Here is a 13,782-nt window from a genome sequence, read left to right as displayed (position 1 = left end):
TCGATCGACGACATCCACCGCCATCTTACCACGAAGTGAACAACCTTGCACTAGGTCGGAGCGGTGACGGCCAACTGATGACGCTTCATCGCGTGGCGAAGCTGGTCGTAGGTGAGGCCAAGCGCGATGGCGGTCGAGCGCTGGTTGAAGCGATGCCGCGCCAGAGCGTTTTCAAGCAGCGCTTTTTCATAATCGGCCACCGCGCCGCGGAGGTCGGTCGTGGCAACCAACGGGAACGGAAGGGCTGGCTCGACCGTCGGCGAGGGCACCTCGCCCGTTCGCGCCGCGACTTCCACGGCGCCGGCCGAGTCATGATTCAAGACCCACGGCGAGGCGAACGGATCGAACTGGAGTGCCTGGATCGGTCGTTCGGGGTTTTCGTGGCGATAGACCGCACGTTCGACAACATTGCGCAATTCGCGCACATTGCCAGGCCAGGAATAGCGCTCGAGCTCGGCCAGCGCCTGGGGTGAGAAACCGGGCCAGTTGGTCCACTCGAGCTCGACCCCCATACGCCGCCCGAAATGTTCGACCAGCAGCGCAATGTCGCCCTTGCGGGCGCGCATCGGCGGCAAGGTGATGACTTCGAACGACAGCCGATCGAGCAGGTCGGCGCGGAACCGTCCCTGATCGACCAGACCCGGGAGATGCTCGTTGGTCGCGGCGACGATGCGGACGTCGACCTCGATCGGCCGGGAGGCGCCGATGCGGGTGATCTCGCCATATTCGACCGCGCGCAGGAGCCGGTCCTGCGCCGGCGAGGAAAGCGTCGCCAGTTCGTCGAGAAACAGCGTACCGCCATCCGCCTCCTCGAATCGGCCATGGCGGGTCTTGGCGGCGCCGGTGAAACTGCCCGCCTCATGGCCGAACAGCTCGGCCTCGATCAGGTTTTCAGGCAAGGCGGCGCAATTCATCGTCACCAGCGGCCCCGCCCAGCGCCCCGACAAGTGGTGCAGCCGTTCGGCGATCAGTTCCTTACCGGTGCCGCGCTCGCCGATGACCAGCACCGGCCGGTTCAAGGGCGCGGCGCGGCTCGCCCGCTCGACCGCGTCGAGAAACGCCAGGCTTTGACCGACGAACTGATTGGTCCTTTCCATCCCCAACATGTGGTGGCAAATCCCACCAACTGGCAAGATATATCGGAGTGGCGTTGATCGAAAATCGGCAATATTTTTGAATTTGCGGGACTAACCGGGTTTTGGCACGAACTCTGCAAAGGTTATCGCAACAGGACTATCAAGCTGGAGTGCTCGATGGGTATTTTTTCCCGAACACGGGATATTTTCGCGGCCAATATGACCGAGCTGCTCGACCGCGCCGAAGATCCGGCGCGGATGATCCGCATGATCATCCTCGAAATGGAGGAAACGCTGGTCGAGGTTCGCGCCTCGGCCGCGCGGTCGATCGCCGACAGCAAGGAAATGCGCCGCGCGCTGGCACGGCTCGACGAATTGCAGGCAAGCTGGACCGAAAAGGCCGAACTCGCCCTGTCGAAGGATCGCGAGGACTTGGCCAAGGCCGCCCTGATCGAGCGGCAGAAGGCGACCGACATGGCCGAGGGCCTGCGCGCCGAACTCGGCGGAATCGAGGACACGCTCAAGAGCTATGAAGCCGATATCGCCAAGTTGCAGGCCAAGCTGCGCGAGGCGCGTGCCCGTCAGAACGCAATCGCGACGCGGATCGAAAGCGCGGTGACCCGCGCCCGGACCAGCGAACTGCTTCACGGCAGCCGCACCGATGACGCCTTCTCGCGGTTCGAAGTCCTGGAGCGGCGCGCCGACTTCGCCGAGGGCCGCGCCGATGCGCTCGGCATGACCGGCCCGAAAACCCTGGAAGAAGAAATCGCCGACCTTCGCTCTACCGAGAAGGTGGATGCGGAGCTCGAGGCCATGAAGGCCGCAATGAAGCCAAAGGGGGCGTAAGTGGAAGAGGTGCTGATACCGACGATCGCCATCGTCACGCTGTTCATCGGCCTGCCCTGGCTGGTGTTTCATTACATTACCCGTTGGAAGACCGCCGCACGCCTGACGGGAAGCGACGAAAAACTGCTCGACGAGCTTTATGACGCAGCGCGACGGCTCGACGACCGCTTGTGCTCGATCGAACGGATCATGACCGCCGAAAATCCCGATTGGCGCCAGCAGTGCCTGCCGGACGCGACGAGCCGCCAGCGGCTGCTCAGCGACACGGAGTAACGATCGTGTCCCAGCCTCCCAGCCGCACAAAATTCTACCTGGACAAGCGCCACAAGAAGTTCCTCGGCGTCTGCTCGGGCATCGCCAACTATACCGGGCTCGATGTCTCGCTGGTCCGCATCGGCTTTGTCGCCGCGGTCGTGATCGGTGGCGGTGCCTTGCTGCCGGTCTATTTCATCGCCGCGTGGATAGCGGATGACGAGCCCCGCGAGATCGCCAGCGACAGCAAGGACGAGCGCCGGTTCTGGCAGGGCGTTCGCGCGTCGCCAGGCCAAAGCGCGCGCGACATCCGCGGCCGGATGCGCGACATCGATCGGCGCCTGGCCGACATCGAACATTATGTGACGACCGAAAATCGCAGCCTGGCCCATGAAATCGACAGCCTGCGCTAAACCTAGGGGCTATCCGTGACCGCCAACGAGGACATTCGCTGATGGACGATATTGCCAGCTGGATTTGGGTGCTGATCCCCCTCGCCGCGATCAGCATCGCGCCGTTCAAAATGTGGCTGCGGATCAAGGAACGGCAGATCGATGCTCAAACGACGCTTGCGGCCGAGAAAAGCGCTCAATATGCGTCGCACGTCGAGCGGCTCGAACAGCGCGTGCGCGTGCTGGAGCAGCTCGCCACCGACCGCGGCGTCGAAACCGCCGCGCAGATCGAAGCGCTGCGCACGACCGCCAAGCTTACCGATGGAGACAAGGTCCAGTGAATCCTTTTGAAATGGTCGCGGTCATCGTCGTCGCGGTAATGGTGGCAAGCGTGCTGCGAGCGAGATATGGTTATCGCCGCCGGCGAGGCCAGGACGGGGGCGAGGTCGCGCCGGCCGAGCGCGCGGAAACGCTTCGTCTCAAGGAAGAGGTCAAGCAATTAAAGGAGCGCCTCCACGTCCTGGAACGCATCGCGGTCGACAAGGAAAACAGCGTCGCCCGCCAGATCGAGGAATTGCGCGACCGCTAGATGACTTGCGTGGGGCGGCGCGCTAGGCGCTGGGAACAATGACCGCCCTTCCCTCTCTCGCCGATCTCGCCGACGACTATGAATATCTCGACAGCGAGGATCGCTATCGTCTGCTGATCGAGCTCGGCCGCAAGCTCGAGCCGATGCCCGAGGCGCTCAAGACCGAGGCGACCAAGGTGCGTGGCTGCTCGGCGTCGGTGTGGGTTTATCCGACCCAGCTGCCCGACGGTCGGCTGCATTTCCTGGCCGACAGCAATGCCGCCATCACCAAGGGCGTGGTCGCACTGATCCTCGCCACCGTCCAGGACAGGCCCGCGGCCGAGGTCGCCCAAGCCGACATCGCCGAGCTGCTGTCCCCGTTCGACCTGAAGCGGGAGCTGTCGTCGAACCGCACCCAGGGTATCCCGAACATGATCGCGCTGGTGCGCGAGACCGCCGCGCGACTGGCCAACGGATGACCGATGTTCCGCCCGAACTCGATCCAGCTGTCCTCCGGGGGAAATTCGACCCCGAACTGTTTTTCGAGCTGGCCCGCAAGGTCGGCCATGGGCGAGCGCTGGGGATTCAATTCCGCGCCGCGGGCGCCCATTGGATCGAGCTGGCTCTGCCGTGGCGCGAACAATTGGTCGGCGTTCCCGATAGCGGCATCCTCGCGTCGGGCGCGATCGTCAGCTTGGTCGATACGGCGGGCGGCGCATCGATCTGGATGGCGCTCGGCCATTTCCAACCGATCGCCACGATCGATCTGCGCCTCGACTATCTACGTCCGGCGGTGGAGGGCGAAACGGTGATCGCCCGATGTGAGTGCTATCGGCTGACCCGTTCGATTGGCTTCGTGCGGGGTATGGCCCATGGCGGCGATGAGGCACGGCCGATTGCCCAGGCGACCGGCACTTTCATGCTCAACCCTTAGACCTTTGCGGCGAGGTTGCGCTCGTCCGCGCGGCGCAGAACGTCATAAGCGGCCTGGACCTGCTGAAAGCGCTTGGCCGCTTCCTTGTCACCCTGGTTGACGTCGGGGTGAAATTCCTTGGCCAGTCGGCGATAGGCCGCCTTGGCCGCGGTAAAATCAGAGTCGACATCCAACTCAAGCGCATCAAGCGCGCGCATCTCGTCGCGACTGCGGCTGCCGTCGCCGGGGCCGGCCCATTGGTAATGCGCGCTCTTGCGATAGGCCGAAGCATCGCTTTCCTCGTCGGCCGCGCGCTTCGCCGCTTCTTCGGGGGTGAGCCCGGCGAAATAATTCCACCCCTTGTTATATTCCCCGGCGTGCGCCTCGCAGAACATCCAGCGATCGGGCTTGTTGGGCGCCTTGGGCGCGGGGCGGTCGCCCGGCTGGTCGCAGCCTTCGCGGTCGCACAGTCGCACGCGCACCGCCTCGCGGCCCTTCGCTCCGTAAGGGCGCCAGCGGGGAAAGCCCCAGTCATCGGATCGTTTTTGCTTAGCCATTGCTGCTTTCTAACTCATCCTGCCGTCATTGCGAGGCGCGAAGCGCCGTGGCAATCCATCGTTTCCCGTCTGGATTGCTTCGCTTCGCTCGCAATGACAAAAATTTGCCAGGGGACCTGTAAGCCGGGTTCTGTCCAGCGCCCTAAAGCACCTGGGCGACCATTCCTCTAGGACGAAGGTTGCCCTTCGCCTCAAGCAACCAACCCGGGCGGCGGGCCGGAACAGGCCCATATACCACCCCTATTCGGTCTTGCACCCGGTGGGGTTTGCCGTGCCGCCGCTGTTGCCAGCGACGCGGTGCGCTCTTGCCGCACCGTTTCGCCCTTACCCGCCCGAGAGCAGGCGGTATGCTTTCTGTGGCACTTTCCCTGAAGCCTTGGCCCGAAGGCCGCGACCCCGCCGGGCGTTACCCGGCACCGTCGTTCCGTGGAGCCCGGACTTTCCTCGCCCTGCTTGCGCAAGCCGCGGTCGCCCGGTCCCCTGGCAGGGGCGATATAGACCAGGAACAAGCAACACAAAAGGGCGTCGTTATTGCGGCCTTGGCAGCAAGAGGGCGAGCAATTTTGCCCGGCATTCGCCGTCGACAATGCCGTCGATCATGTCGGGGCGGAAGCGGCGCTGAAAGGCGAGAGTCGCCTTGAACGTATCGGTAACGTCATAGCCGAAGCGTTCGAGCGCGAGGAAGAAGCCGGCGTCGGTCCAGAACGGATCCATCAAATCCCGCGCGGGGCTGGGCAAGGCCAGGCGGCGCTTGGCCAGCTCCCACCACGGAAACAGCTCGCCGGGGTCTTCCTTGCGCGCCGGGGCCACATCGCTGTGACCGACGATATTGCCGCGGCCGATGCCGTGGCGCGCTTTGATGTCGGCGATCAGCGGGATGACCGACGCCATCTGCTCGTCGGGGAACGCGCGATAGCCGAACTCGTGGCCGGGATTGACGACCTCGATCCCGACGCTGGCCGAATTGACGTCCGTAATTCCGCGCCAATAGCTTTTCCCGGCATGCCAGGCGCGCCGCTCCTCATCGACCAGTTGGATGATCTCACCGTCTTCCTTGACGCAATAATGCGCCGATACTTTTGCCTCGGGCGAGGTCAGCCGGTCGAGAGCGCCCTCGGCATCGGGCATGCCGGTATAATGGAGGACGATCATCGAAACCGGCAGCGCGCGCTCATCGAAATTGGGCGAAGGGCGGGGCGTCACGTCCATCGCGGCATGGCGCACGCAACATGGGTTCGGGTCAAGCCCTTACCGCGGCCCGCCGTTCGATGATCGGATCGGCCAGGCGATAAAGGCCACGCGCCGCGGTGTCGGATTCGAATCGCCGCGTCTGACCAATGACGGTTTCGCCGGCGCCGAGCATCAGCCAGCCGTCGCTCGCCATGCCGCCGGCGATCCGGTCGAACACCAGCGCGCGGCGCTCGGTGTTCAGGTAGAGGAGGACGTTGCGGCACAGGACAATGTCGTATTGGCCGGGGTGCGGCGCGGGCTCGAGCAGGTTGTGGACCTGAAAGCGAAGCTGGCGACGGAGCGGCTCGACCGCGCGCCAGCCGCCCTCACATTCCTCGAACCATCTGATCATCTGAGTGATGCCGAGCCCGCGCTGGACCTCGAACTGTGTGTAGACGCCGTCGCGGGCGCGGCGGACCGCGCTTTCGCTGACGTCGGAGCCGACGATGTCGATCGTCCAACCTGCCCAGCGCGCCGCATCCTCGGCGAACAGCATGGCCAGCGAATAAGCCTCTTGCCCGGTCGAGCATCCCGCCGACCAGATGCGCAGGCGCTTGGTCGACTGGCGCAGCTGCGCCAATTTGGGGAGCGCGGCCCGGGCAAGAAGGTCGAACGGCGAGCGGTCGCGAAAGAAATAGGTCTCGTTGTTGAGCAACGCTTCGACAACCTGGGTAGCAAGGCTCGGCTCGGCGCCCATGACGAGGACGGTGATCAGCTCGTCGAGCGACGGGATGCCCCGCTCGCGCAGCAACGCGCCAAGCGCCGTCTCGATGCGCCAGCGGCGGCTCATCGTCAGCTGCTGTCCGGTTCGGGCTTCGAGCAGGCCGGCGAGAATCCGGCTGCTGTGGTCGCTTACTTGCACAGGCCCTCCAGCGCGCGGCCGGCCACGCGGCGGGCAATCTTGTCGGGCGGCAGGATGGCGCAGGCGAGCGCCGCTTCGGCCACCGCTCGCGGCATGCCCCATACGGCCGAGCTACGCTCGTCCTGGGCGATGATCGCGCCACCCGCCTCGACCAGCCGGCGCGCACCCTCCAGCCCATCGCGGCCCATGCCGGTCAGGATCACGCCGAGCGCCCCGGCGCCGAGCACCGCCCCGGCCGAGGCGAGCATCGGATCGACCGATGGCAGACAGCCGCTCGCCGAACGGGTTTTGAGCAGCCGGGCGACAAGGTGACCGCCGATCTCGTCGACAAGCAAATGTGCCTCTCCAGGCGCGACGACGATGCGGTCGGGAAGCAGCGCCATGCCGTCCTCGGCGACCAGCGCCTCGCGCCGCGCGGCGGTCGATAATTGGCGGGCGAAGACGGTCATGAAGGGCGGAGGCAGATGCTGGGTGACCAGGATCGGCACGCCGATGCGATCGGGCAAGGCCGCGAAGAACACGCCAAGCGCATGGATGCCGCCGGTCGAGGCGCCAATCGCGAGCAGCTTTAGCGGGACGTCAACCGGAGGCCGAAGCACGCCGGCCGTGGGCGCCGGCTGCGGCGCCGGCACTGCGCCGCCGCGATCCGCGTAGCCAAGCGCGCGCAATTTGGCGAGCAACACTTCGGAAAACCGCCCGTTGAAGCGGCCGGTGCCGGGCTTGGGCAAAGTGTCGGCGGCCCCGAGCGCGAGCGCGGCGACGGTCTCCTCGGCGCCTTCCTCGGCAAGACTGGAGACGATCAGGACCTTGGCCCCTTTGGCCGCACGGAGAATCCGGGGGATCGATTTGAGACCGCCGACGCCGGGCATTTCAAGGTCGAGCAGAACGATGTCGACCATGACCTGGCGGAGCGCCTCGATGGCGTCCTCGGCGGTGCCGGCGACGGCGGCGATCTCGAACCCGCGGTCGCTGTCGATCATCCGGCTGAGCACCGCCCGGGCGACCATCGAATCGTCGACGATCATCAGCTTGATCGGTCGCGCCGCGGGCTTGGCCCCGGCGCTGTGACCGGGCCGCGACGAGGCGAGAGCGCCAGTCATAGGAGCGGCCTCAGGCGACGCCGACGAGTTGCAGCTTGATATGCAGCGTTTCGCGGTCGAACGGCTTCATGACATATTCGTCGGCCCCGGCCTCGAGCGCCGCGCGGATATGCGCCATGTCGTTCTCGGTGGTGCAGAAGACGACCTTGGGCTGGTCGTCGTGGCCGCGCTGGCGCAGCAATTTCAAAAACTCCATCCCGCTCATCACCGGCATGTTCCAGTCGAGCAGCACGACGTCGGGCATCTTGGCTTCGCAGCGATCGAGCGCCTCGCGCCCGTCCCCGGCTTCCTCGACCTGGAATTCCAGCGTCTCGAGGATATGCCGCGCGACTTTGCGGATCACTTTGCTGTCATCGACGATTAGGCAGGTTTTCATGCGAGTTTTCCATCTGGTTCGCGAGGATCAATAAGCAAGAAGGGTAACGAACCCCTTAAGCCGCGCGCAGTTCGACGCCGGGACCGGCGACCAGCCCAGCGATGTCGACCAGCAGCAGCGGGCCCTGTTCGGTTTCGACGATGCCCTTCGACACCCGTTCCCACCCGGCCCCCATCGACGCGCGCAACTGGGTCGGTTCGGACAGGGTCTCGACGACGTCTTCGACGGCATCGACGGTCAATGCGTAATGGTGCCCGTCGAGTTCGACCACCGCCGCCTCGTGGATTTCACCCTCGATCCGTTCGGTCGTTCCAAACTCGAGCGAACGCTTGCAGTCGATCACCGTCAGCACTCGGCTACGCAATGCCGACAGGCCGGCGACATGGTGCGGGGCGCGCGGCACCGGGATCAGCGCTTCGAGCTCGACCACGCTTTCGACCGCCGCCGCCGGAAAGGCGACCCGGCTTCCGGCGATCGACACGACCAACAGCAACTCGTTCATCATGCCCTCCCCGCGCCCGCGCTCTTGAGCGCCAGCAGCAGGCCGGCGCGGTCGTAGCGATAAATGGATTCATCTCCGTCGGCGCTGTCGGGGTTGCTCGACAGGCGCAGCACGCGCCCGCCCTGGCCTGCCTCAACGGATTTACCGTCCGACACGATCGTCAGGTCGGCGGCCAGCTCGTCGCTTTCGCCAATGACCAGATAGCCCGCCGCCTCGACGATCGGGCGCAGCATGTTCTGCATCCACGCGTCGCCCTCAGGGAGCCGGCAGACCAGCTTCGCCTGGGCCGGGGCGACTGCTCCGAGATATTCGGCGAACAGCCAGTGGGTGTCGATAAGCTCCGCCGGCTCGCCGCCGATCAGGGTCACGCCGCTGATCACACCCGGACATTCGGCCGGAATGATCGCGCGATCGATGGTCATCAGGTCGATCACCTCGCGGAAGGCATAGCCGATCTCGTAATGACCGTCGTTGAGGCGGAACACACGGACCTTGCCCTCGAATTTTTCGACCCGATCGACCCCGGCAAGCGGCAGGATCGCCTCCCCCAGCTGAACCCTCAGCCGCCCCGCGCCTTCGCCGATCGCGCTGGCCCCGACCTCCTCGATCCGATCGACGACGCCAAGGCGCAATGCGCGCCGCGCGCCGTCCAGGCCGCGGAAGAGCAGCACCGGAACCTCGTTGTTCTTAACCGTTGCCGACCCTTCGGCGACGCGTGCGCCGCGCTCTATGCTTTCAAGATGAATACCGCCGACCTGGGCCAGACCCGCCGGGTCGAACAGCAGGATCGGGCTGCCGTCGTCGGCCAGCGTCGTGCCGGCGTAAAGACCGGTCGCCATCACCGCGGGCGCGGCCGGTTTGACCACCAGCTCCTCATGGTCGTGAATGCGATCGACCGCGAGCGCATAAATATCGCCGCCCGCCGGACGGAGAACCACCAGCGTGCGCTGCTCGTCAGCCAGTTCGCTTGGCAGGCCAAGGATGTCGGCCAGCGCAATTTCGGGGACGCGGCGGCCGCGAATGGTGGCGATCCCGGCTCCGCCAATTTTCTCAAGCGTGACGCTGTTGCCGTTGGCGCGAACGATCTCCTCGATCGCCGAGCGAGGAATCGCGAAATGCTGGTCGCCGATCGAAACGGTCAGGGCGGGAATGATGGTCAGCGTCAGCGGGACGCGCAACGTCATGCGGGTGCCCTTGCCCGGCGCCGAATCAACCTCGACGACGCCGCCGATTCGCTCGACGTTCGAGCGGACGACGTCCATCCCGACCCCGCGGCCCGAGATCGACGTGACCTCGTTCGCGGTCGACAGGCCGGCCTCGAAGATCAGCGCGAGCTGTTCGGTCTTGCCGAGTTTGGCCGCTTCGTCCTTGTCGAGGCCGTTATCGATCGCCTTTTGCAGCAATTTCTTGCCATCGATGCCCCTTCCGTCGTCGACGATGTCGATCAAAATCTGGTTGCCCGACTGGCGCGCCGAGACCGACACGAGGCCGATTTCGCGCTTGCCGGCCGCGCGCCGCTCGGCGGGGACTTCGATGCCGTGATCGACCGCATTGCGAATGATATGTGTCAACGGATCGCGGATCATCTCGATCATTTCGCGATCGAGTTCGACATCGCCGCCGTCGATATCAACCAGCACTTGCTTGCCAAGCTCGCCCGAAAGGTCGCGAACCATGCGCGGCAGGGCGACGAACAGGTTTTCGATCCGCTGCATGCGGGTCCGGGTGATGGCGTCGCGCATCTCGGCGATGATGCCGGACAAACGCTCGAACGCCCCGTCAACCGCCACGTCCCCCGGCGCTTCGCGCAGCCGGCGCGACAGTTCGTTGCGCGCCAGCACCATGTCCGACACGCCCGACATCACCCGGTCGAGCAGCTCGACTGACAAACGGATGGTGCGCGGCGCCGCGGGAGCCCCCTTGGCTGTTCCTTCGGCCGTGTTGGCAGGCGCGGCGGCGATCGGTCCTTCGGCGCCCGGTTCGAGCGCCTGGATCAGGGGCGCGTCGTCGCTGCCGGGCATCTCTTCGCCGGCATCGATCGCCGCGATCATCTCGCCGATCCGGTCGATCACCGCGAGTACCGCGCTGACCAGTGCATAATCGGGCGAGCGCCGGCCCGAGCGGCAGTCGGCCAGCGCATCCTCGGCGGCATGGCTCAGCGCCTCGAGCCGCGGAAATTCGAAAAAGCCGCAATTGCCTTTGACGGTGTGGACGAAGCGAAAAATATTGTCGAGCCGGGCGCGGTCGCCGGGGCTGGCTTCCCAGGCGACGATTTCACCGCCCAGTGCTTCGAGCATTTCCCGGCACTCGGCCACGAAGTCGGCAATCAGGTCGTCCATCGGCGGCGAGGCCCCATGCAATAAGTTGCTTGGTCCCTCTATGCCGCCAAGGTGTTAATGCCGCGTTAGTCCTGTCCATGCGCCTTCGGCAGCGTCACGCCGATCAGCAGCACTTCATCGGCCGGATCGCTGAGCTGAATTGTGCCGCCAGCCTCGGCCGCCAAGCTGTGCGCCAGCCAAGCTCCGGCGGCGCGCGGCTCGACCTCGCCGTCAGCATGGCCCTTGGCGATCGTCTCGCGCAGCTTGGGATCGAGCAGGATGCGAGGGCCTTCGGCGCGGATCACCATCTCGAGCGCGCCGCCGCGCTGTTCGACCCCAACGTCGAGCCGCCCGCCGCGGACCAGCGCATCGCCGGCGATCATGCCGAGATTGAGCAGTAGCTTGATCGCGCCCTTCGACAGCCTGTCATCGGCGACGATCCAGCCAAGCTCGATCCTTTTGTCGGCCCCGTACAAGCCTTCGAGCGCGCCCTTCGCCTCGCGCGTGTCGATCTCCTCGCCGAATCCGCCACCCGCGCCGAACGCGAGCCGAAAGAATTTGAGCTTGTTGGCGCTGGCCTTGGCGCTTTCCGCGAGTAGCTCGAGGCAACGCTCGCGCATGTCCGGATCCTGCTCGTCGGCAAGCAGCTCGATGCCGTTGTTGAGCGCGCCGACGGGCGACAGTAGATCGTGGCACAGTCGCGAGCACATCAGGCTCGCCAAATCGATCGCGTTCATGCCGCGATTGATGCGCGAGAGTATAACCTGAAGCAAGAGTGCGTATTGAAACCCGAAAGCGCGCTTCCCAAATGACCCAGTCATGGCCGGGGGGCATCAAATTGTGGGGCATCAAATTGTGGACATTGTGCTGGACGCCGGCCATGCCGGTTGGCGCCTCGACCGCGCGCTGGCGGCGAGCATTCCGACCCTGTCGCGCGAGCGGCTGAAGGTGCTGACCAAGGCGGGCGCGCTGACCCGCGAGGGCGAAGCGGTCCGGGACCCGGCGATCAAGGTCAAGGGCGACGAGCGGTTCACGCTGGTCATCCCCGACCCGACCCCGACGCATAATGAGCCGCAGGAAATCCCGCTCGTCATCGCATTCGAGGACGAGCATCTGCTGGTGGTCGACAAGCCCGCCGGCCTAGTCGTCCATCCCGCCGCCGGCAATCGCGACGGGACCCTGGTCAACGCGTTGCTCCACCATTGCGGCGGCTCGTTGAGCGGGATCGGCGGGGTGGCGCGACCAGGTATCGTCCATCGGATCGACAAGGACACATCGGGACTGCTGGTGGTCGCAAAGCATGACCTTGCCCATGAGGGGCTGGCGAAACAATTCGCGGCGCACACGGTCGACCGGCGCTATCTGGCGATCGTGTCGGACGTCCCGCACCTCGCTGCCGGAACGGTCGACGCCCCGCTCGCCCGCTCGTCGCACGACCGCAAGAAGATCGCGATCGTCGGCGAAAATCGAGGCAAGCGGGCTGTAACCCATTGGCGCCTGCTGACGAAATTAAGGGAGGCGGCGCTGGTCGAGTGCCGGCTGGAAACCGGGCGAACCCACCAGGTGCGCGTCCACATGGCATCGATCGGCCACCCGCTGGTCGGCGATCCGGTCTACGGCCGCTCCCGAATGGCGCATCGCGAGTTGCTGAACGTTTTGGGTTTTCATCGCCAGGCGCTGCACGCCGCGCACCTCGGCTTCGTCCACCCAGTAACCAAGGGTCGTTTGTCGTTCGACAGCGCCCTTCCGTCGGACATGCAGCAACTATTAAGCGCGCTTGGTGTATAAGGTCTAGGCGGGTATGGGCGCTTGTTCAGCGGCTCTGCCCCGTGGGAGTGAACGAGAATATGGCGAAGGCAATTGGGGCGAATGCAAAGCGGATTGTATCGATTCCCGCCTCTGGCGGCGAAGCCGGGCTCAACCGCTATTTGACCGAAATCAAGAAATTCCCGATCCTCGCCCCCGAGGAGGAATTCATGCTGGCCACCCGCTGGCGCGAGCAAGGCGACACCGACGCTGCTGCCCGCCTCGTCAATTCGCACCTGCGCCTCGTCGCCAAGATCGCGATGGGCTACCGCGGCTACGGTCTGCCGGTCAGCGAGCTCATCTCCGAAGGGAACATCGGCCTGATGCAGGGCGTGAAGAAGTTCGAGCCCGAAAGGGGCTTCCGCCTCGCCACCTATGCCATGTGGTGGATCCGCGCCTCGATCCAGGAATTCATCCTGCGCTCGTGGAGCTTGGTCAAAATGGGCACGACCGCAGCCCAGAAGAAGCTGTTCTTCAACCTTCGCCGGATGAAGAACCAGATCGAGGCGTTCGAGGAAGGCGATCTAAAGCCCGCCGACGTCACCAAGATCGCCACCGATCTTGGCGTCACCGAGGCCGAGGTCATTTCGATGAACCGCCGCATGGGCATGGGCGGCGACACCAGTCTCAATGCTCCGCTCAAGGGCGACGAGGGCGGCGAAGGCCAATGGCAGGATTTTCTGGTCGACAATGGGCCGTTGCAGGACGAGTTGATCGCCGATGACGAGGAACGGCGGGTTCGCCACGACCTTTTGGTAGAAGCGATGGGCAACCTCAACGACCGCGAAAAACATATCCTGACCGAACGCCGCCTGATCGATGAGCCCAAGACGCTCGAGGATTTGAGCCAAGTTTACGGTGTCAGCCGCGAGCGCATCCGTCAGATCGAGGTGCGCGCCTTCGAGAAGCTGCAGGCGGCGCTGATCCGGCTGGCCGGCGAGCAGCGATTGCTGCCGGCGGCGTAAGGATGCCTCCCCTCCCCCA

General features: G+C 65.1%; 18 protein-coding genes and 1 other RNA gene. 9 read left to right on the top strand and 10 right to left on the bottom strand.

The annotated features are described in order from the left end of the window. Nucleotides 1-50: 50 nt before the first annotated feature. Nucleotides 51-1,097, bottom strand: coding sequence for a phage shock protein operon transcriptional activator (gene pspF / locus H0W65_RS00380; protein ID WP_294002659.1), 1,047 nt, complete (start codon nucleotides 1,095-1,097; stop codon nucleotides 51-53). 156 nt (nucleotides 1,098-1,253) lie between these two features. Between pspF and pspA the strand changes: the two genes are divergently transcribed. Genes pspA through H0W65_RS00345 form a run of 7 tightly spaced genes read left to right on the top strand, consistent with a single transcriptional unit; the run spans nucleotide 1,254 to nucleotide 4,068 of the window. Next, complete coding sequence (gene pspA, locus H0W65_RS00375) at nucleotides 1,254-1,922, top strand: phage shock protein PspA (RefSeq protein ID WP_294002656.1); 669 nt, start codon at nucleotides 1,254-1,256, stop codon at nucleotides 1,920-1,922. Continuing rightward, nucleotides 1,923-2,195 (top strand): envelope stress response membrane protein PspB, encoded by a 273-nt coding sequence (gene pspB, locus H0W65_RS00370; protein ID WP_294002653.1) that lies wholly within the window; start codon nucleotides 1,923-1,925, stop codon nucleotides 2,193-2,195. A gap of 5 nt (nucleotides 2,196-2,200) precedes the next feature. After that, on the top strand, nucleotides 2,201-2,587 hold the full coding sequence (pspC, locus tag H0W65_RS00365) for an envelope stress response membrane protein PspC (RefSeq protein WP_294002650.1): 387 nt from the start codon (nucleotides 2,201-2,203) through the stop codon (nucleotides 2,585-2,587). A gap of 41 nt (nucleotides 2,588-2,628) precedes the next feature. Continuing rightward, on the top strand, nucleotides 2,629-2,907 hold the full coding sequence (locus H0W65_RS00360; RefSeq protein ID WP_294002647.1) for a hypothetical protein: 279 nt from the start codon (nucleotides 2,629-2,631) through the stop codon (nucleotides 2,905-2,907). Continuing rightward, nucleotides 2,904-3,155 carry a hypothetical protein gene (locus H0W65_RS00355; protein ID WP_294002645.1) on the top strand — a complete coding sequence of 84 codons (252 nt, stop codon included), beginning with the start codon at nucleotides 2,904-2,906 and terminating at the stop codon, nucleotides 3,153-3,155. Before H0W65_RS00360 ends, H0W65_RS00355 begins: the two co-directional genes overlap by 4 nt. A gap of 38 nt (nucleotides 3,156-3,193) precedes the next feature. After that, the gene (locus H0W65_RS00350; protein WP_294002643.1) at nucleotides 3,194-3,613 is read left to right on the top strand and encodes a SufE family protein; all 420 of its coding nucleotides are present in this window, start codon (nucleotides 3,194-3,196) and stop codon (nucleotides 3,611-3,613) included. After that, nucleotides 3,610-4,068 carry a PaaI family thioesterase gene (locus H0W65_RS00345; RefSeq protein ID WP_294002642.1) on the top strand — a complete coding sequence of 153 codons (459 nt, stop codon included), beginning with the start codon at nucleotides 3,610-3,612 and terminating at the stop codon, nucleotides 4,066-4,068. The genes H0W65_RS00350 and H0W65_RS00345 overlap by 4 nt, the downstream gene beginning before the upstream one ends. Here the strand turns inward: H0W65_RS00345 and H0W65_RS00340 are convergent. The 9 genes from H0W65_RS00340 to H0W65_RS00300 all read right to left on the bottom strand — a co-directional run bounded on the left by H0W65_RS00340 (nucleotide 4,065) and on the right by H0W65_RS00300 (nucleotide 11,729). Beyond that, nucleotides 4,065-4,604 carry a J domain-containing protein gene (locus H0W65_RS00340; RefSeq protein ID WP_294002640.1) on the bottom strand — a complete coding sequence of 180 codons (540 nt, stop codon included), beginning with the start codon at nucleotides 4,602-4,604 and terminating at the stop codon, nucleotides 4,065-4,067. The genes H0W65_RS00345 and H0W65_RS00340 overlap by 4 nt on opposite strands. A gap of 103 nt (nucleotides 4,605-4,707) precedes the next feature. Beyond that, an RNA gene (rnpB, locus tag H0W65_RS00335) (RNase P RNA component class A) lies at nucleotides 4,708-5,088 on the bottom strand. Nucleotides 5,089-5,132: 44 nt separating this feature from the next. Beyond that, the gene (locus H0W65_RS00330) at nucleotides 5,133-5,813 is read right to left on the bottom strand and encodes an N-acetylmuramoyl-L-alanine amidase (RefSeq protein ID WP_294002639.1); all 681 of its coding nucleotides are present in this window, start codon (nucleotides 5,811-5,813) and stop codon (nucleotides 5,133-5,135) included. A gap of 31 nt (nucleotides 5,814-5,844) precedes the next feature. Then, the gene (locus H0W65_RS00325) at nucleotides 5,845-6,696 is read right to left on the bottom strand and encodes a protein-glutamate O-methyltransferase CheR (RefSeq protein ID WP_294002637.1); all 852 of its coding nucleotides are present in this window, start codon (nucleotides 6,694-6,696) and stop codon (nucleotides 5,845-5,847) included. Further along, nucleotides 6,687-7,796, bottom strand: a complete 1,110-nt coding sequence (gene cheB / locus H0W65_RS00320) for a chemotaxis-specific protein-glutamate methyltransferase CheB (RefSeq protein ID WP_294002635.1) — start codon at nucleotides 7,794-7,796, stop codon at nucleotides 6,687-6,689. The genes H0W65_RS00325 and cheB overlap by 10 nt, the downstream gene beginning before the upstream one ends. Before the next feature lie 10 nt (nucleotides 7,797-7,806). Further along, nucleotides 7,807-8,172, bottom strand: a complete 366-nt coding sequence (locus H0W65_RS00315; protein WP_294002633.1) for a response regulator — start codon at nucleotides 8,170-8,172, stop codon at nucleotides 7,807-7,809. A gap of 55 nt (nucleotides 8,173-8,227) precedes the next feature. Next, the gene (locus tag H0W65_RS00310) at nucleotides 8,228-8,677 is read right to left on the bottom strand and encodes a chemotaxis protein CheW (RefSeq protein ID WP_294002630.1); all 450 of its coding nucleotides are present in this window, start codon (nucleotides 8,675-8,677) and stop codon (nucleotides 8,228-8,230) included. Continuing rightward, on the bottom strand, nucleotides 8,674-11,013 hold the full coding sequence (locus H0W65_RS00305) for a chemotaxis protein CheA (protein ID WP_294002627.1): 2,340 nt from the start codon (nucleotides 11,011-11,013) through the stop codon (nucleotides 8,674-8,676). Before H0W65_RS00305 ends, H0W65_RS00310 begins: the two co-directional genes overlap by 4 nt. Before the next feature lie 65 nt (nucleotides 11,014-11,078). Next, complete coding sequence (locus H0W65_RS00300; protein WP_294002624.1) at nucleotides 11,079-11,729, bottom strand: histidine phosphotransferase family protein; 651 nt, start codon at nucleotides 11,727-11,729, stop codon at nucleotides 11,079-11,081. A 118-nt stretch (nucleotides 11,730-11,847) separates the two neighbouring features. Between H0W65_RS00300 and H0W65_RS00295 the strand changes: the two genes are divergently transcribed. Together H0W65_RS00295 and rpoH are read left to right on the top strand one after the other, a co-directional pair. Next, a complete protein-coding gene (locus H0W65_RS00295; protein WP_294002622.1) occupies nucleotides 11,848-12,780 on the top strand; it encodes an RluA family pseudouridine synthase in 933 nt (310 codons plus the stop codon). Nucleotides 12,781-12,839: 59 nt separating this feature from the next. Further along, nucleotides 12,840-13,763: an RNA polymerase sigma factor RpoH gene (rpoH, locus tag H0W65_RS00290; protein WP_294002619.1), complete on the top strand. Its 924-nt coding sequence runs from the start codon at nucleotides 12,840-12,842 to the stop codon at nucleotides 13,761-13,763. Nucleotides 13,764-13,782 lie beyond the last annotated feature (19 nt).

This window comes from Sphingomonas sp. (assembly GCF_013816785.1).
Classification (GTDB): Bacteria; Pseudomonadota; Alphaproteobacteria; order Sphingomonadales; family Sphingomonadaceae; genus Sphingomicrobium.
This window is presented reverse-complemented; position numbering and strand designations above follow the sequence as displayed.